Origin of the sequence: Veillonella sp. S13054-11, from assembly GCF_002959795.1 — a bacterium.
In the GTDB taxonomy this organism is placed as follows: domain Bacteria; phylum Bacillota; class Negativicutes; order Veillonellales; family Veillonellaceae; genus Veillonella; species Veillonella parvula_E.
Genome location: NZ_PPCY01000006.1, coordinates 109793 through 127063, shown reverse-complemented (window position 1 = coordinate 127063; position 17271 = coordinate 109793). Strand labels below are relative to the sequence as shown.

At 39.0% G+C, this 17271-nt stretch carries 19 protein-coding genes; 3 read left to right on the top strand and 16 right to left on the bottom strand.

Annotation, left to right across the window (positions count from 1 at the left end; all coding sequences use genetic code 11):
- Positions 1-7 precede the first annotated feature (7 nt).
- The 11 genes from VPHSUH08_RS06995 to ylxM form a co-directional block, all read right to left on the bottom strand.
- Positions 8-1078, bottom strand: coding sequence for a hypothetical protein (locus VPHSUH08_RS06995; RefSeq protein WP_105087068.1), 1071 nt, complete (start codon positions 1076-1078; stop codon positions 8-10).
- Positions 1079-1180: 102 nt separating this feature from the next.
- Positions 1181-2488, bottom strand: a complete 1308-nt coding sequence (locus tag VPHSUH08_RS06990; protein WP_105087067.1) for a glutathionylspermidine synthase family protein — start codon at positions 2486-2488, stop codon at positions 1181-1183.
- A 14-nt stretch (positions 2489-2502) separates the two neighbouring features.
- Complete coding sequence (locus VPHSUH08_RS06985; RefSeq protein WP_105087066.1) at positions 2503-3075, bottom strand: hypothetical protein; 573 nt, start codon at positions 3073-3075, stop codon at positions 2503-2505.
- Between the two features lie 44 nt (positions 3076-3119).
- Complete coding sequence (locus VPHSUH08_RS06980) at positions 3120-4166, bottom strand: DUF4178 domain-containing protein (RefSeq protein WP_105087065.1); 1047 nt, start codon at positions 4164-4166, stop codon at positions 3120-3122.
- Positions 4163-4978 (bottom strand): tRNA (guanosine(37)-N1)-methyltransferase TrmD, encoded by an 816-nt coding sequence (gene trmD / locus VPHSUH08_RS06975; RefSeq protein ID WP_105087064.1) that lies wholly within the window; start codon positions 4976-4978, stop codon positions 4163-4165. The genes VPHSUH08_RS06980 and trmD overlap by 4 nt, the downstream gene beginning before the upstream one ends.
- Positions 4979-5098: 120 nt before the next feature.
- A complete protein-coding gene (gene rimM, locus VPHSUH08_RS06970; protein WP_105087063.1) occupies positions 5099-5596 on the bottom strand; it encodes a ribosome maturation factor RimM in 498 nt (165 codons plus the stop codon).
- A complete protein-coding gene (locus VPHSUH08_RS06965) occupies positions 5596-6003 on the bottom strand; it encodes a YlqD family protein (RefSeq protein WP_004695569.1) in 408 nt (135 codons plus the stop codon). Before VPHSUH08_RS06965 ends, rimM begins: the two co-directional genes overlap by 1 nt.
- A 14-nt stretch (positions 6004-6017) precedes the next feature.
- On the bottom strand, positions 6018-6245 hold the full coding sequence (locus tag VPHSUH08_RS06960) for a KH domain-containing protein (RefSeq protein ID WP_004695567.1): 228 nt from the start codon (positions 6243-6245) through the stop codon (positions 6018-6020).
- 21 nt (positions 6246-6266) lie between these two features.
- Positions 6267-6530 carry a 30S ribosomal protein S16 gene (gene rpsP / locus VPHSUH08_RS06955; RefSeq protein WP_004695565.1) on the bottom strand — a complete coding sequence of 88 codons (264 nt, stop codon included), beginning with the start codon at positions 6528-6530 and terminating at the stop codon, positions 6267-6269.
- A gap of 60 nt (positions 6531-6590) precedes the next feature.
- Positions 6591-7943 (bottom strand): signal recognition particle protein, encoded by a 1353-nt coding sequence (ffh, locus tag VPHSUH08_RS06950; RefSeq protein WP_008603414.1) that lies wholly within the window; start codon positions 7941-7943, stop codon positions 6591-6593.
- Positions 7933-8268 carry a YlxM family DNA-binding protein gene (gene ylxM / locus VPHSUH08_RS06945; protein ID WP_004695559.1) on the bottom strand — a complete coding sequence of 112 codons (336 nt, stop codon included), beginning with the start codon at positions 8266-8268 and terminating at the stop codon, positions 7933-7935. Before ylxM ends, ffh begins: the two co-directional genes overlap by 11 nt.
- A 307-nt stretch (positions 8269-8575) precedes the next feature.
- On the opposite strand from ylxM, the gene VPHSUH08_RS06940 reads away from it, so the two are divergent.
- Positions 8576-9901 (top strand): FAD-containing oxidoreductase, encoded by a 1326-nt coding sequence (locus tag VPHSUH08_RS06940; protein WP_008603415.1) that lies wholly within the window; start codon positions 8576-8578, stop codon positions 9899-9901.
- A gap of 194 nt (positions 9902-10095) precedes the next feature.
- On the opposite strand, the gene VPHSUH08_RS06935 is transcribed toward VPHSUH08_RS06940, so the two are convergent.
- Positions 10096-10623, bottom strand: a complete 528-nt coding sequence (locus VPHSUH08_RS06935; protein ID WP_024060993.1) for an ECF transporter S component — start codon at positions 10621-10623, stop codon at positions 10096-10098.
- A gap of 207 nt (positions 10624-10830) precedes the next feature.
- Positions 10831-13005, bottom strand: a complete 2175-nt coding sequence (locus VPHSUH08_RS06930; RefSeq protein WP_038150564.1) for a cation-translocating P-type ATPase — start codon at positions 13003-13005, stop codon at positions 10831-10833.
- Between the two features lie 407 nt (positions 13006-13412).
- On the opposite strand from VPHSUH08_RS06930, the gene VPHSUH08_RS06925 reads away from it, so the two are divergent.
- Positions 13413-14066: a YigZ family protein gene (locus tag VPHSUH08_RS06925; RefSeq protein WP_004698470.1), complete on the top strand. Its 654-nt coding sequence runs from the start codon at positions 13413-13415 to the stop codon at positions 14064-14066.
- A gap of 23 nt (positions 14067-14089) precedes the next feature.
- On the opposite strand, the gene VPHSUH08_RS06920 is transcribed toward VPHSUH08_RS06925, so the two are convergent.
- Complete coding sequence (locus VPHSUH08_RS06920) at positions 14090-14275, bottom strand: hypothetical protein (protein WP_004698441.1); 186 nt, start codon at positions 14273-14275, stop codon at positions 14090-14092.
- Positions 14276-14470: 195 nt separating this feature from the next.
- Here VPHSUH08_RS06920 and VPHSUH08_RS06915 point away from each other — a divergent pair, with 195 nt between their 5' ends.
- Positions 14471-15361, top strand: a complete 891-nt coding sequence (locus VPHSUH08_RS06915) for a LysR family transcriptional regulator (protein WP_004695545.1) — start codon at positions 14471-14473, stop codon at positions 15359-15361.
- 188 nt (positions 15362-15549) lie between these two features.
- On the opposite strand, the gene VPHSUH08_RS06910 is transcribed toward VPHSUH08_RS06915, so the two are convergent.
- Together VPHSUH08_RS06910 and VPHSUH08_RS06905 are read right to left on the bottom strand one after the other, a co-directional pair.
- Positions 15550-16500, bottom strand: coding sequence for a dihydroorotate dehydrogenase (locus VPHSUH08_RS06910; RefSeq protein WP_004698485.1), 951 nt, complete (start codon positions 16498-16500; stop codon positions 15550-15552).
- Complete coding sequence (locus VPHSUH08_RS06905; protein WP_004698480.1) at positions 16500-17267, bottom strand: dihydroorotate dehydrogenase electron transfer subunit; 768 nt, start codon at positions 17265-17267, stop codon at positions 16500-16502. The genes VPHSUH08_RS06910 and VPHSUH08_RS06905 overlap by 1 nt, the downstream gene beginning before the upstream one ends.
- Positions 17268-17271: the final 4 nt, after the last annotated feature.

The window sequence follows — 17271 nt, the reverse complement described above, 5'->3', positions numbered from 1 at the left end:
AAGCCTCCTAATAATATAATTTTGTATTGGATGTGTTGCCAGAATTGGTAGTAGGATACAATCGTTCGCGTCCCGTATTATCCCGTAGGCGAACCATGGTCGCATAGTTATCGAGTATATGAGAGCTGATTAATGTACGATCAATAATTTTCCAATCCTCTTGTGTCAATTTTGATTGTTCACATACCTTAACCTTAGTTTGTCCATCCGTATTGGTAATGATATACACCAAGTCCCCAGAATAAAATACAATAACTTCATGTCCCTCTTCTAAGTTATCCCGCTCATTCTTAATATCACCATTCACAGAATCAATCAAGTCTAATGCGGTGCTAACAGGATCTAGTGTAGACGTGTATACATAGTCACTATCCGAATCTGTTTTTGTATAATATGCAGATGTGTCATGCATATGTTCTTTTGCCGTATAAGGCACTCCAAACATAGCGCGTATACTATGCCAAGACAAATCATTGTCCGACCAAAACAGAAATAGTAAAAATAGTACAGTATACCCCACACCAACAGCAATAGAGCCAAACCTCTTTTTCATAAATTTGTTACGCATCTTTTGCTTAATGGCTTGAGCAGCTGCATCATTACAAAGGCGAATATTCACTAAAGGCACTCGTGACCCTTCGGCAAACATTTTTTTACCTTCAAACCACTCTTCTTCAAAGAATACACTAGCACCACCTTCACAAGGCAGCTGATATTCTCGATATCCTGCGCGGTCCCCTACGGAGGCACCACTTTCACCATCGACATCGACAACCTTTTCTAATCCGATTTGATGTAATGTAAAATCCTTACCTGGCCGTGTATGATAGGATGTTCTAGATACGGTACACCATTCATTATCATTATACTCAATAGTTAGCCATATCTTATCAATTCCCTCAACAGCCTCCAGTCCATATTCATGCCAATAATCACCTGGTGATTTTGTCATAGACGGCTGGCCCCTATAGGATTGTTCCTTATCTGCTTTTGGAATAATCTCTATGTATTTAATTTTCTCAGTGATTACATAGCGGCTGCCATGAACCTCTAAGACATCATAACAATTAAACTCCATACGCACCCTCGCTAAAGTAGACATAAGCACGACTGCTGCTAAATACACCTATTATCATTCGTTTGCCCATACTATATGGTCACAAATTTCATAATATTTCGCTTACTCTATTAATAATGGTACAAAGTATGCTTCTGTACCAGCTATCTCTTCCGGAGAAAAACGGCATCCTACCGCGGAAGCTTGATCACCAAGCATAAAACAGGATAAGGTTAAAAATCCATCCTTCACTCCACAATCCACTGTATGAGTAAAACGTTTCTGCTGTATAAAGTCTTGATACATAACCTTTTTACTGTCGCGACAGATGATATCATCATAGTTATCAACTAGCTTTTCCATGTAAAGCTCAGATGTATCACCACGTTTTTGAACAACTTGTACATGCCTTCCTTCACGTCCCCAAATCTCCTTTTGAATATAAAGTCCATCATCAAGAGCGGAAAAGTCATTTTCAAAATAGGATGGTGCCAAATACTGTTCGATTATATCTCGATCTGGTTTCGTAAAAAATTGATCTGTTAAATACAATGCATATACTAAGGACATAAAGGATTTATTTTGTAAAATAATTGACTCTGGAGGATTAAAAAGAGCAAATGTATTATCCTCGTAAAGATCTAAGAACATCTCACCCAAAGGTTCATCATCAGGCGTCCGCTCATCAATCAAAAGCTCCATGGGATGTAATCGATATAATAGGGTCGCATGACTACCATCTGCTAAAGGAATACCATCATCATCAATCTTCATATCATAAAAAGATATAAAGCGCGTGTCAGCCTCAGGACAGGCCGTTTTTAGCTCATTCATAAGAAACCGTGTTGTTCCGTAATCTTCAAAATAATCATGAAAGCAGGAGAATACAAAGGGATCCTTAGGTAGTCTTTCTCTATTTGCCAGCATAGACTTATATTGATTTCTACCATACTTAGCAGATAAAACAGCATCATACATGCGCTTTAAAAATGTATGTAATTCTTTTCGGCATTCTGTATTAGGATGTTTTCGTCCTACATAATTAGCTGCAATTTCATTGGCATAATAGCTTTCAATGAGAAAACATGGCGTATCCGCATTAAGTTCTACCATGCGCAAATTGCCATTTATATCGAGAACAAAATCAAAACGAGATAACCACGTCGGTAAACCTAAGGCATTAGACTTATGTAAGTAAGGAATTAAATTGTCTGGCATATCCATATTTCGTGCAAAGTCATCTGGTGCCATTTGAAATACTTTTGCTGCTTTACAAAATATTTGAAATAATCTACGTGAAGCATGACGAATTTCATCGTAAAAGTCGGATGAAAAGGCCTGCATAGACAATGAAGGATACCGATCATCATATCCTTCATATTCCACAAAATTAAATATATTTCTATCCAGCTCATCAATATAGGATTTCATTGTTTATCCTTTCATCAGGAGGTCCCGCTTGAAGTTCGGGCGCCTACACTACCAAAGCCATATTTTTCACCAATTCTATGTGCTCGATTACTCGTTTTAGTATTGTAACGATTTCTAGTCATTTCATTAATAGTTCTAGCCACTCTTTCACTATTAGATTTACTAGCGCCTGTATTTGCATCAAAAGGTGTAAGAGGCGACGTAACGCGATAAGTCATACTTGGTGCATCCATATATGCCATTGGGGCTGAAAATCCATGAAACGCATAATACCCTACAGCCAGAGTCGGAATCAAGCTGGCTAAGCCTGCATCCCATATAATATTGCCTTTCTCATCGCGATGAAAGGTAACAGACTTCTCAGCATCATCATAAAGTGCCGTTTCTTTTCCATCACCATGATTAATCAAGGTATAGCTTTTACCTTCATCATCAACGAGCCGTACTTCACCATTATTTAATTCTGGTTTAACCACATCACATAGGGCATAGCTAACATCATCCCAATACGAATAAGCGCCTACTAGAGCTGCTATAGATGTAAAGGCTATGGCTATGTAAACAGTATTCTTACTTGGTTCATACATAAAATATTCCTTCGTTTGATTTCGTGACTGGAATCAATACTATTTCAATCTTTTATTTCTTTTAATAAAGTCTGACGTCCCTGCTTATTCTTTAATTCCACCATATACGCATACCGCAACAATATGTCACTGTCGTTTCTAATATTCGCCAATCGTGTATCCTCTGAATCAGGCAAATTTTTAAGCAATCCGACCTCAACATAAGTAGTATCATTAACCGTACTAATAACGGATACCTCATTCGTTGTATAAATAACAATCCACTTCTCTGGAGACTTTGTGTCTTGTTTAATGGTATAAACCTTGCCATACACGGCATCGATAAGATCGATAGCCGTTGCATTAGGATCTTGTTTTGACGTATACACCTTTAAACCGTCTTTTGCACCTTGTGATTCATAATAATAGGAATCCTTAATGCGCTCCTCCATAGTATAGGGAAAACCCACTTCATCACGAAGCTCGTGCCAAGACAAATCTCCTATAAACAAATACCCCAAAAAGAGTAAAATAATTCCCCAACTTAGACCCAATTGAGTCCATTCTTTTCTGCGCGCTGCATTTCGCACTTTTTTACTCGCCGCTTGTGCAGCCTGATCTCTCCGTCGATGTATATCAGACAAACGAATCCGTTCGCCTTGAGCCTGATCTGTTAAACCACCACGCCAGTTCTCTATAAAAAATACAAAGGTCTTATCCTTTTGAACCGCTCTATATTCTTTATAATCTGCTTCGTCGCCACTTCTAGCCTTCGATTGCCCCTCCACAGCTACGACACGTTCTATACCTTTATCATGTAGTCTATATCCTGCAGGAGGGGTTGAACGTAAAACTGTTTCAGAAAAAGTGCAATATTCTTTTTCACCGTTTACAATGGTAAGCCATTTTTTATCCGTCCCATTAACGGGCATAAGACCATATTCGGTCCAAGACTGAGCTCCTTTGGAAACACCTAGTTCTTTTTTATAATTTTCATCATTAAGATCATAACGTATTGTTTTATCAACGATAAACTCTTGATAAGAAATGACCTCCCCGACTACGTATCGTTTTCCCTGAATCTCTACAACATCATAACACTTAAAATTCATATCTCAGGCTCTTCTGCAATAATTTCTTTTAAAAGCTTAACTTCTTCGTTTGTTAATGGTCGTTCCAATAAATCAGGCCGTAATAATCGTGTCCGTTTTAGTGCTTCCTTTTGACGCCATGCGGCAATATTTTTATGATGACCACTGCGCAATACATCTGGAACAGCCCACCCTCTAAATTCTGGAGGCTTTGTATATTGCGGGCACTCCAAAAGAGACTCATAAAAAGAGTCCTCTTGTGCCCCACTGGCCGCACCTAATACACCAGGTATCATGCGAGCCACTGCATCAGTAACTACCATGGCTGGCAACTCACCACCGGTCAATACATAATCACCAATGGAAATCGTTTCATCTACAAGATGTTTCTCTACGCGATAATCTACACCTTCATAGTGACCACAAATAAGGACCACTTGATCATAGCTAGCCAATTCACGAGCCTTCTCCTGTGTAAAAGGCTGTCCTGTAGGTCCCATAAAGATAATACGACGTCGTATACTTTCATTAGGATTACCAATAAGACTCATTTCATCACACATTTCATCTGTGGTATAAGTATCATTAATATCACTATCATATTGAGCAATAACGGATTCTACGGCTTCAAAAATAGGAGGTGCCATCATGAGCATACCAGCCCCGCCACCATATGGTGTGTCGTCTACTTGACCATGCTTATTATGGCTAAAATCTCGAGGATTCGTTACACCTACAGATAGACGTTTTGCCTCGATAGCTCGTTTTATGATGGAATGATTAAAAAACGCATCAAAAAACTCTGGAAATAAAGATACAATATCAATACGCATAAACCGTCCCCTGTACTTATTAACTCACATTAACTCATTAGTACTATCTATATATAGCTATATTATATACCTTTTACGATAATATCCCTATATGTAGATAAAACAAAACCGCCCAAAGGATTATATCCATTCAGGCGGATCTACGATCATCAATTTATTTTCCACATCGATGTCTTTAACGACCTCTTCAATGGCTGCAAATAATTGATCTGGTTCCCCATCTTTAGAGACCACATAGACATCATTAGCACCTGGTTGTAATACATCAGTAACTGTGCCAAGCACATTACCCATAGTATCTTGTACCTCAAGGCCAATGATATCAAAGATATAATAGCGACCTTCTGGCAATTCCACTAAATCTTCACGGCGCACTTGAATTTCTTTCTTACTCAATAATTCAGCCGTATTACGATCAGGAATTTCCTTAAAGGATGCTAATACAAATTGTTTGTGAAATCGTGCGGATGCAACGTGGTATTCTTTACCATCGATGTAACAGGCATCCATATGCATAAACCGTTCTGGAAAATCGGTTTGAGGCATAATACGAAGATCACCCCGCACGCCGTGCGGGGCGATGATAACACCTATTGTGATGAAATCGTTATGCTTCATTATTGACGAAACGCAACGATCTTACCGTCTTCTAATAGGATTTCAGCGCCCATCAAGGCATCCAAATTATCCCCGATTTTAACGGTAACTGTTTGCTCTAATGTACCTTGAGGAATTTCAGTTCCTAAAGACAACTCCTTAGCATCCTTCAATTTAGCTGTTACTTCTTCTTTGAAAGCCAAGCGTTTATTTTTTTCTTCGTCGATTTGTTGACGAATAGCAGTGAGACTTGTAGCATCAACTTTAGCTGCATCAGCCAAAATACGTTGAGCTTGGAACTCAATTGCTTCCAAATCTTTATTCACCATATCAAGACGAGTTTCAAGATCGGAAACAATTTTCGCTTTCAAGTCATCTGTTACTTTTGCTTTTACTGCTACAGGGACACGTAATGTCATTTCTTCCATTGGAATACTCCCTTTTAAACAATATCAACAGATATCTTTTTGTTCTCTTTAATAGCCGCCGCTTTCACCACAGAGCGAATCGCTTTAGCAATTCTACCTTGCTTTCCGATGACTTTACCCATATCCTCTGGGGCTACATGAAGTTCATAAACTTCCACATTACCCTTTTGGACCATGGTAACAGAAACGGCATCAGGCTGCTTCACTAATGATTTCGCAATTAATGAAATTAATTCTATCATCACAGTATGCCTCTCTATTAATTACTTTTTAGCGTCTGCAAATTTTTGCATAACGCCTTGTTTTTTGAACAAGGAGCGAACAGTGTCAGTAGGCTGAGCACCTTTAGCTAACCAAGCCAAAGCTTTTTCTTCGTCTACATTAACGATAGCTGGTTGTTTAGTAGCATCATATTGACCAATTGTGTCAACAGGACGACCTTCACGTGGAGCACGTGCGTCAGCAACTACGATACGGTAGAAAGGAGCTTTTTTAGCACCTAAACGAGTCAAACGAATTTTTAACATTGTGAAATTCACCTCCTTATACTGATGTGGATGGACAAGTTCAGCGCCCCTGCCCATGTATTACATAAACGGTAATTTAGGCATTCCAGGGAAGCCGCCCTTACCGCCACGTAAACCTTGCATGCGCTTCATCATCTTCCGCGCTTCTTCAAATTGTTTCAACAAGCGATTTACATCTTGGACCTGTGTACCAGAACCTAATGCAATACGCTTGCGGCGAGAACCATTAAGAATACTTGGATTTTCTCGCTCTGCCGCCGTCATGGATGTAATGATAGCCTCAATACGACGCACCTCTTTACTATTCAAATCAAGGTCCTTTAATTGATCCTTAATTTGTCCCATGCCTGGCAACATTCCAATAATATTTTGTAATGGCCCTAACTTTCGCACCTGGTTCATCTGTTTTAAGAAGTCATCCAAGGTGAAATTGTTTTTCGCCATTTTCTTTGCCATTTCACGAGCTTCTTCTTCATCGATGGCGCCTTGTACATTTTCAATCAATGTTTTAAAGTCGCCCAAATCGAGAATACGAGAAGCCATGCGGTCTGGATAGAATACATCAAAGCCATCCATTTTTTCGCTCACACCAGTGAACTTAATTGGCAAGCCTGTTACAGCTTTGATGGATAATGCGGCACCACCGCGCGCATCACCATCGAGTTTAGTAAGGATAACACCATCAACACCTAATTTTTCGTTAAAGGTTTGAGCGGTTGTTACTGCATCTTGACCGATCATAGAATCTACAACGAGCAGAATTTCATGAGGTCGAACAGCAGCTTTGATATTTGACAACTCATCCATGAGGACTTCGTCTATAGCCAAACGTCCTGCGGTATCGATGATAACAACATCTTTCAGCATATGCGTGCTTTGCTCTACGGCACGACGCACAATATCTACTGGATTCGCACCAGGTGTTTCATCCGCAAATACAGGAATATCAATTTGCTTACCTACAACTTGCAACTGAGTAATCGCAGCTGGACGATATACGTCGGCAGCGACAAGCATCGGACGTTTACCTTGTTTGCGTAAGTATACAGCTAGTTTACCAGCTGTTGTAGTCTTACCAGCACCTTGCAAACCAACGAGCATAATAATTGTTGGTGGCTTGCTAGAAATCATGATACGACTTTGCGTACCACCCAAGAGAGCCGTTAACTCATCATTTACGATTTTAATAACCGTTTGGGCTGGATTCAAGGATCCGAACACCTCTTCACCAAGGGCCTTTTCCTTAATGGACTTAACAAAGTCCTTTGCTACCATAAAGTTAACGTCAGCTTCTAATAAAGCTGTACGTACCTGACGCAACGCAAGATTGACATCATCTTCTGTAATTTTGCCCTTCCCTTTTAAGGATTGAAAGGCTTCTTGCAGTTTTTCTGACAAGCTATCAAATGCCATAATATCCCTCCATTTGCGCCAATACTTGTTGCACCTTGGTTTCGGCTAACACCTCTTTAGGCAATGTTGCTTTCAACTGTGAAAGCAAGCCTTCCCGTTGTTCATATTGTGCCACCAAGTGCAATTTTGATTCGTAATCATTTAAAATGTGTCGAGCACGCTGTAAGTTATCGTGTACAGCCTGTCGTGATACGCCTAATTCCTCAGCAATCTCGCCAAGGGACATATCATCTTCGTGGTGAAGTTGTAAGGACATGCGTTGCTTGTCCGTCAACAATGGCCCATAGAAATCTAAGAGCAAACTTATGAGTACTCGTTCTTCCATTTCGCCACCTCCATCACTGTCAAGTCATATTACTTTACATATGGTACATTATAAAAAAAGATGTGTCAAGTAGAAATACTTAACACACTTACTTCATTACTATAATACATATAAATCATAGTTATACAAGCTATCTCATCTCCTTGAACCAAAATCATAAACTAATTGACTACCTTAACATAATCATTCTAGACAAATTTAATTCATAATCAATGATAATTATTTCTAATTTCTACTTTTATATCTATAATAATATGCTATAATATCAATATCTAATATTTTCAATATAAAAAACAGGAGGTATTATATGAATACCAAACAATATGACATTATCGTCTTAGGTTTCGGCAAGGCTGGCAAAACATTAGCCGCAAAATTTGGCTCTATGGGCAAATCAGTAGCCATGATTGAAGAAAATCCACTAATGTACGGTGGTACATGTATTAATATCGCATGTATTCCTACTAAAACGATGATCATTGCCGCATCAAAAGGCTTATCATACGATCAAGTATTAAATCAACGTGAAGTTGTTACATCTCGCTTACGCAATAAAAACTTCGGTATGTTAGATACAAATGAACATGTCGATGTCTATACTGGGCATGGTGCATTTATTAGCAATAAAGAAATCGCTGTTACCGCTGGCAAGGATAAGATTATATTATCTGCTGACACTATCGTTATAAACACTGGTGCTGTAGCGATTAAACCTAATATTTCTGGCATTGATACAGCTACAGGTTTCTATAATAGTACAGAAATTCAACAATTACCTACTCAACCTAGTACATTAGGAGTTATCGGCGCTGGTCCTATCGGTCTTGAATTTGCAAGTCTATATGCAAAACTTGGTGCTAAGGTAACTGTATTCAACATCGAATCTAGCATCTTAAAACGTGAAGAACCTATCGTTCAAGAGCTAGCTACTGAGTACTTAACTGAACAAGGCATTACCATTCTTAATAATGTAACATTAGACTCTGTATCCAATGATGACAACAAACCAGTTATCAAAGCTAATAATCAAAACTATACATTTGATGCTGTTCTATACGCTACAGGGCGCAAAGCCAATACAGCTAATATCGGTTTAGAACATACGGACATCGTTACTAACGAACGCGGTGCCATTGTAGTTAATGATACTTGTGAAAGCTCCGTTCCTGGTGTATACGCAGTCGGCGATGTAAACGGTGGACCTCAATTCACATATGTATCTCTTGATGACTTCCGTATCGTATTTGGCACACTTACAGGCAACGGCCAGTATACCTTAAAAGATCGTAAAAATATACCTTATACTACCTTCTTAACACCTCCACTTTCTCGTGTAGGTCTTACAGAAGAAGATGCAATCAACCAAGGATATACTGTTAAAACGAAAGAAATGCTCGTAGCTACCATGCCTAGAGCACATGTAAACGACTATTTAAAAGGTGCTTTTAAAATTGTTGTAGATGCGGATAACGACTTAATCCTGGGCGCAACACTCTATTCCCAAGGCGCAGAAGAATTGATCAACTTAATTAAAATGGCTATGGATAATAACATTCCATATACATATTTCAAAAATCAAATCTTCACACACCCTACAATGGCAGAAAATTTAAACGATCTTTGTAATTTCTAATAGCTTAATAGCTAATACAAGCACTAACTATAAAATAATAACCTAACACAAAAGCCTTTAGACGCTAAACTAATTTAGCATCTAAAGGCTTTTGTATGTATTGAAAAGGCAGTTATATAAGTGTATTAGGTCATTATAAATATATTAGATTATTATAGATATTTTACCATTATCTGCCTAAAACATTATATAAATTAATTTTTAGTAAACAATCTGCGTACTATCGTTTGTAATTTAGGTGTTAATATAATTGCTACTACAATGCCTGCGGCACTTGTAATCAAGGAGTATTGAATTTTGCTAGCCGCAACGACCGCACTTTCAAGAACGAACCACCACGCAAGGAAGTAGCCTAAAGCTGTCCAAATAGCACCAATAATAAGGGCTACTAAAATACGACCAAAGGATGCCGTTGGTTTTGTAATAGAGGGTGGCAAATAGCCTGCAGTCATACCACCTACGATAAGTCCTGCAATGCCTTTAATAAAGAAAGAGAATACGATATACTGCGTATGACCACCAAAGAGATCAAATAGTGCAGATCCAATTGCCGCACCTAAGCCGCCATATAATCCACCAAAGAGGATAGATGTTGTAAAGAGTGCAGCAGATCCTAAATGAACCATAGCGCCACCTGGTATTTCAATGCGAATTGTAGTAGCCACTGCACATAACGCGGCAATAAAACCAATATAGACAATGTCTCGAGTACTTAATTTCATAATCATGAACCTCTCTTTTAAATCAATCACTATATTCAGTATAACAAATCATAAGCCGTCTAAAAACACCATTATCATAGGAATTAAATATCCATTTCACGTCTCAATACAAGATATAAATATATACTTAGCTATATGTCTGTAGATATAATAAAGCACCTATACCTCTGTATAGGTGCTTTATAGTATTCAATTATATGTATAATCTTAAATTTTAGCTCGTTTCAAACGAAGTGAATTACTTACAACTGTAACAGAGCTAAATGCCATCGCTGTACCAGCAATCATAGGATTTAACGCACCAATAGCGGCCAAAGGAATGCCAATACAGTTAAAGATCAATGCCCAGAATAGGTTTTGTTTAATGTTGGTCATTGTCTTACGGCTAAGTCGTACTGCTTGTACCAAGGTATGTAAATCATTTCGTACAAGAACGATATCCGCCGCCTCTACCGCAATATCGGTACCACTACCGATGGCAAAACCAATATCTGCTGTAACAAGAGCCGGAGCATCATTGATACCGTCACCAACCATCCCCACTACAAGACCTTTATCTTGCAATTCTTTTACCTTGCTAGCCTTATCTTGAGGCAATACTTCAGCTATAACATGAGAGATACCCGCTTGTTTAGCAATATATTGAGCAGTTCGACGATTATCACCAGTAAGCATCCATACATCAATACCTTGAGCATGTAACTCTTTTACAACCTCGATAGTTTCTGGACGTAATTCGTCTTCTACAGCCCACAAAGCACTAACAACGCCATCTACAGCTAGAACAGATACGGAAGCACCTTGTTCTTCAAAGCGTAAAATATCTTCTTGAACCGCCGTTAAATCATAACCTAGTTCATTCATCCAACGACTGTGCCCAAGTTGTACGGATACGCCTTGGTATGCACCTTGTAACCCTTTACCTGGTACATCAGCAAAACTTTCAAGTTCAACAGCTTTACCTTTATAGCCATGATCTTCACCATAGTAAACCATGGCCTTTGCAATCGGATGAGATGTACCACTTTCAAGAGCCATCATAATAGACATATTAGTACTTTCATCACCATTATAATTTTTAAAAGCCGTCACATCCAATACACCCTGTGTAAGGGTACCGGTTTTATCCATAACAATGGCATCGAGTTTACCCGCTTTTTCAAGATATTCTGCACTCTTGATGAGCACACCGTGTTCCGCACCAAGTCCAGACCCAACCATGATAGATGTTGGTGTAGCAAGGCCAAGCGCACAAGGACATGCGATAACCAGTACCGCTGTTGCATTAATGAGAGCAACGTTAATAGAATCTCCCATAATGAAGTACCACACAAGACCTGTCAAAACAGCAAGGCCAATAACGGTCGGTACAAAATATTGAGCCACGATATCTGCAATACGTTGAATACTAGCCTTGGAGGTTTGTGCCTCTTCTACAACCTTGATAATTTGAGACAACATCGTATCGGAACCGATACGCTTGGCTTCCATGGTAAAAGCACCACTTAGGTTTATAGTAGCACCAATAACTTCAGAACCAACTTGTTTTTCTACCGGTAAGCTTTCACCGGTCAGCATAGCCTCATCTACTGTGGAATATCCCTCAGTAATCGTGCCATCAACAGGGATCTTTTCACCTGCACGAACTTGTAAAATATCACCAGCTACCACCTTAGATGTAGGGATATCAATAAATTCTCCATCACGCAACACATGAGCCGTTGCAGGTTGTAAGGCAATCAATTTTTGAAGTGCTTCGGAGGTACGCCCTTTTGCAATCTCTTCTAAGAGTTTACCAAGAAGGATAAAAGTAATGAGCCACGCAGAGGTTTCAAAATATATTCCATGAGGGCCTAATTCAGGGTGAAATTGCCAGTTATAGATACTGAATAGATAAGCTACCGTCGTGCCCATTACAACGAGCACATCCATCGTAAGCGCCCCATTTTTCACTGCACTCCAGGCGCTCTTATAGAACATGAGACCAGGACCGAACTGAGCAATAGTAGCAAGAACAAACTCTACCCATACAGGCAATGCCTGAATACCAAATCGATGTAAGGTCATATTAATCATCATCGGTACCGCCATACAGGCGGCAATAATAAGGCGTGTAATATGAGGTTTTAAGTTAACCTTTTCTATTTCTTGCTTTGTTTCGTCTGCTTCTGCAGCACCAAAACCAATATTTGTAATGGCATCAATAATCTGTTGTGAATCTATAGTAGCGCCATCTTTATATTCAACGCTCCCCTTTCTAGTTAAGAGGTTGACCTTAACAGATTCTACGCCATCAACTTTAGAAACGACATTTTCAACGCGTTTTACACAGGCTGCACAGTGCATACCTGTAATATCAAATTCTTGTTTTTTTACGCTCATATTCACAGGCCTTTCTACTCTGTAGATATATCTTATCTTACAACTTACTATATTATTACAAATTCGTACTATATTTTGTATTTATGTACTTAAATATACGTCTAAACATCTATCTATAAAAAGCTATATATCCTATTGTAAATAAAATAGCCATAAACACGTTCACTAAGAATGTTTCAATATATTCTAAAACTTCAATATATGAACATATTACATGACTAACTACTCATATATCTACATTTAATAATAACATAAATTCTCATTACGTCAATATCCTACCAAATATAGAGGCTATTTCTTTTTTATAAGGGAATTAACCGCTTTTACCTATACATAGCCTTCATAAATAGATTATAATAAAGTGATGATGAATAAACATAAACTTTGATTCCAAAGGAGGTGAATATATGTCTGAATCAGTAAGCCCTACAGTGGAATTTACTTCGGTAGCAAAGGAATTTCGCCATGAATATGTTGTTGAAAAATCACGGTTTATAACAACAGTATATCCTTGCAAGACTGAAGAGGAAGCCCAAACCTTTATAAGCCGCATCAATAAAGAATTCTGGGATGCGCGCCATAACTGCACAGCCTATACATTAGGCCCACAGCAAGAACAACAACGATCTTCCGATAATGGAGAACCATCAGGCACAGCAGGTAAACCAATGCTAGAAGTACTCAAAAAGACTGGTATTACCAATGTAGCCGTCGTCGTAACACGTTATTTTGGAGGCATTAAATTGGGCGCTGGTGGCTTGATTCGGGCCTATTCACACTCCGTTGCGGAAACCTTACGTCTTGCGCCTAAAGAACTACATACAACACGAACTCGGCTACAAGCAAAGATTGACTATTCACTGTATGGAGCAGTAGAAAGATATGTACAGGATGAAAAATTACACTATGAAGCAAGCTTTGGTGAATATGTAGACATTACAATCCTAATACCACCTACTGATGTAGAGCGCATACAAAAAGAGCTCCAAGACATAAGTCATGGAGCTGCTACTTGTAATGTATTAGATTCTATTGAGGTGGTACTACCACTAGATAAATAATCTAGTTAGTAGATTCCAAACTTTTAATTGCCGTTATTAACTAAACCGGCTATACCTTGACCGAGTTCACGACGTTTTTCCTTAGTCATAGGATAAGGCCATACTCGTTCTAATTGTTTTTTCCGGCTAATTTTATTACGAGCCGTCATTAATCTACGTGCTTCCCAATTACGAATTGCTCGACTTAATGTTCTTTTTACCACGCCCATAGTAGTACCTACTTTCTTAACTATTGTTATATATCAAAATTTGTGATAAGTATAGAAAGATAATTTAAAACTTAATTTACTTTCTATTACTTTGTTGAATTTAGTATATATAGCATTTTATTAAATGTGAAATGACCGTTACTTAGTTCGTTATAATTTTTATTTATCATATTATGTGTATAATAGGGAGATTCTATGGATACATCTTACTACCACAATTTTATTACCCTTGTTCAAACGGGCAATATGACACAGGCCGCAGAGATTCTTCATATTACACAACCAGCGTTAAGTAAGCAGTTGAAATATTTAGAGGCTGAATTTGGGGCTCAATTAATCAACATTAAACGCGGCCAACGAGGATCAAACTTGCAATTAACAGATGCTGGTAAAATCTTCTATGAAAAAGCACAACAACTTTGCTCTATTGAAGAATCTACATATAATGCTGTACAACAATTGAATTCACGCATTGAAGGTACTTTACGCATTGCGACGTCTGCATCTCGTTCAACGCCAATCGTACAGCAATATTTACCAGCTTTTTCCATGAAATATCCATCTGTCCATTTTGAAATTTATGAAGGACTTATGACAAATGTAGTGACCCAACTCATCAACGGTAGCGCCGAATTAGGTATCGCCAATATTCAAATGGTAGATATCGATAAATTCGATATTCTGCTTACCCAAGAAGAGCATTTATACGCTATTTTCCGCCGTGATGTATTCTGGACAGATCGTGAGCATGATACCATCACGTGGGAAGACATAAAAAAATGTCCTCTATCCCTTTCTGGTGGCTCTGTCCGAATGATTATGCAATCTAGCTTAACAGATATGGAGCAACTTAATGCGGTAGCTATCACCACAACTAAAAGCTCAGCTATTGAGTGGGCCTCTTCTGGACGTACAGTTTCTTTAGTCCCAATGGACGCTAAGGAACTCATCAATCATCGCAAAATGGCCCGCATCAAATTACCAGAATTCTCGGGGGATTTCAAAAAAGCTTTTATCACACTTAAAGGCCATGCACTTTCCCCAGTAGCACAGCAATTTATTGACTTCTACAAAGCATATGTATAATCATAATTATACATATTATTACCATACTATGACATTAACAGTCTATATAATTGGCATCTATGTAATTATAGACCCCAATTCAATACATAAGAAAAGACCTAGTACTAAATGTACTAGGTCTTTTTGTATCATATCCTATATAACGACAATTCTTATGGTTGTTTAAGCTCGCCGTATATATGATTCTGTTATACTTGATGAACAGCACCTACAATATCAGTGATGCTGTTAAGATTATATTGTTCTACATATTCGCTCATTTCACGGGCAATACGTGAAATTGCTGTTGGATCTACCATCGTAGCTGTACCAACTTGAACGGCTTGCGCCCCTGCCATCATAAATTCGATAGCATCTGTGCCAGTCATGATACCACCAAGACCAATAATAGGAATAGTTACCCCTTTATAAACTTGGTGCACCATGCGAAGAGCCACGGGTTTTACGGCTGGGCCGGATAATCCACCATAAGTGTTCCCCAATACAGGCTTGCGACGGTGAATATCTATAGCCATGCCCAACAAGGTATTAATTAGACTTACTCCATTACCACCGCCTGCTTCAACAGCCTTTGCGATTTCTACAATGTCTGTTACATTTGGTGAAAGCTTAACGATAACAGGTTTATCCGTTACCTTACGAACCGCTTTAGTTACCGATTCAACAACCTTTGGATCTACACCAAAAGCCATGCCTTCACATTCTACATTTGGGCAAGATACGTTGACTTCTAACCCTGCAATGCCATCTACAGATAATGTCTCTGCCATCCAAGCAAACTCATCAATTGTGCCCGCAGACATATTCGCTAGCAATGGTACATCATATTTCTTAAGCTCTGGTAGAATTTCTCTAACAAAATGTTCAGCTCCAGGATTTTCAAGGCCAATGCAGTTCAATACGCCAGATGGTGTTTCTGCAATACGAGTTCCAGGGTTTCCGTGACGCCCCTTAGGTGTTAAACCTTTTACGGAGATAGCTCCTATCTCATTGCTAAGATCTAAATACCCAGCATACTCAGGGCCATTGCCAAAGGTGCCAGATGCGGCGATAATAGGATTTTTCATCTTAATCCCGCAATAATCAATGGCAAGCTTTGGATTTGGCGTAACGGTGTTATTTAAATCGCGTTCATGCATTAAAAGAACACCTCCTCAGCGGGGAATACAGGACCATCCTTACAAACTTTATAGCGTTTACCTTCTGCACCATCACAAGCACAGCCTAAACAACCTCCAGTACCACAGCCCATACGCTCCTCAAGAGAAACTTGGCAAGGCACATTCAGTTCTTTAGCCACTTGAGCTACGCCTTTCATCATCGGCGTAGGACCACAAGTCATGACAGAAGTAAAGGAATTAGCATTAATTAGGTCAGGCATAATAGCCGTAGGGAAACCTTTTGTGCCCACACTACCATCATCAGTAGTGATGTGGACTTGAACAGGTGTATCTTTAAATAAATCTGCCCAGAAGGTTTCGCTTTCATTTCTAAAGCCCAAAATAACTTGTGCTTCTTCACCTTCTTTCAAATGAGATGCGATACATAGCATCGGTGCAATACCAACGCCACCGCCAATGAGAAGCATATTATTAGATGTTACAAACGGTTCGCCCAAAGGGCCTAAACAATCTAATGTATCGCCAGGTACGAGATGTGTCATAATCTCAGTCCCCTTACCTACGACGCGATACAAAAGGGTAATCGTACCCTTTCGGGCATCAAATCCAGCATAGCTAATAGGGCGGCGCAATAATGGCGCCGTAGAGTCCGCTACGCGAACATTACAAAACTGTCCTACCTTTGCTTCTACTGCTTGTTTTGGTGCGTGAATATCCATAATCCACACATCAGAGCCTATTTGCTCATTGCGAACGACTTCGCCCTGTTCTACATAGCCACTCATGGTT

Coding starts and splice junctions, on each gene's coding strand:
- trmD (WP_105087064.1), bottom strand. CDS start 4,978: ATGCGTATTGATATTGTATCTTTATTTCCAGAGTTTTTTGATGCGTTT.
- VPHSUH08_RS06905 (WP_004698480.1), bottom strand. CDS start 17,267: ATGAGTGGCTATGTAGAACAGGGCGAAGTCGTTCGCAATGAGCAAATA.
- VPHSUH08_RS06925 (WP_004698470.1), top strand. CDS start 13,413: ATGTCTGAATCAGTAAGCCCTACAGTGGAATTTACTTCGGTAGCAAAG.
- VPHSUH08_RS06935 (WP_024060993.1), bottom strand. CDS start 10,623: ATGAAATTAAGTACTCGAGACATTGTCTATATTGGTTTTATTGCCGCG.
- rimM (WP_105087063.1), bottom strand. CDS start 5,596: ATGAAGCATAACGATTTCATCACAATAGGTGTTATCATCGCCCCGCAC.
- VPHSUH08_RS06910 (WP_004698485.1), bottom strand. CDS start 16,500: ATGCATGAACGCGATTTAAATAACACCGTTACGCCAAATCCAAAGCTT.
- ffh (WP_008603414.1), bottom strand. CDS start 7,943: ATGGCATTTGATAGCTTGTCAGAAAAACTGCAAGAAGCCTTTCAATCC.
- VPHSUH08_RS06920 (WP_004698441.1), bottom strand. CDS start 14,275: ATGGGCGTGGTAAAAAGAACATTAAGTCGAGCAATTCGTAATTGGGAA.
- VPHSUH08_RS06965 (WP_004695569.1), bottom strand. CDS start 6,003: ATGGAAGAAATGACATTACGTGTCCCTGTAGCAGTAAAAGCAAAAGTA.
- VPHSUH08_RS06990 (WP_105087067.1), bottom strand. CDS start 2,488: ATGAAATCCTATATTGATGAGCTGGATAGAAATATATTTAATTTTGTG.
- ylxM (WP_004695559.1), bottom strand. CDS start 8,268: ATGGAAGAACGAGTACTCATAAGTTTGCTCTTAGATTTCTATGGGCCA.
- VPHSUH08_RS06940 (WP_008603415.1), top strand. CDS start 8,576: ATGAATACCAAACAATATGACATTATCGTCTTAGGTTTCGGCAAGGCT.
- VPHSUH08_RS06995 (WP_105087068.1), bottom strand. CDS start 1,078: ATGGAGTTTAATTGTTATGATGTCTTAGAGGTTCATGGCAGCCGCTAT.
- VPHSUH08_RS06930 (WP_038150564.1), bottom strand. CDS start 13,005: ATGAGCGTAAAAAAACAAGAATTTGATATTACAGGTATGCACTGTGCA.
- VPHSUH08_RS06960 (WP_004695567.1), bottom strand. CDS start 6,245: ATGATAGAATTAATTTCATTAATTGCGAAATCATTAGTGAAGCAGCCT.
- VPHSUH08_RS06915 (WP_004695545.1), top strand. CDS start 14,471: ATGGATACATCTTACTACCACAATTTTATTACCCTTGTTCAAACGGGC.
- VPHSUH08_RS06980 (WP_105087065.1), bottom strand. CDS start 4,166: ATGAATTTTAAGTGTTATGATGTTGTAGAGATTCAGGGAAAACGATAC.
- VPHSUH08_RS06985 (WP_105087066.1), bottom strand. CDS start 3,075: ATGTATGAACCAAGTAAGAATACTGTTTACATAGCCATAGCCTTTACA.
- rpsP (WP_004695565.1), bottom strand. CDS start 6,530: ATGTTAAAAATTCGTTTGACTCGTTTAGGTGCTAAAAAAGCTCCTTTC.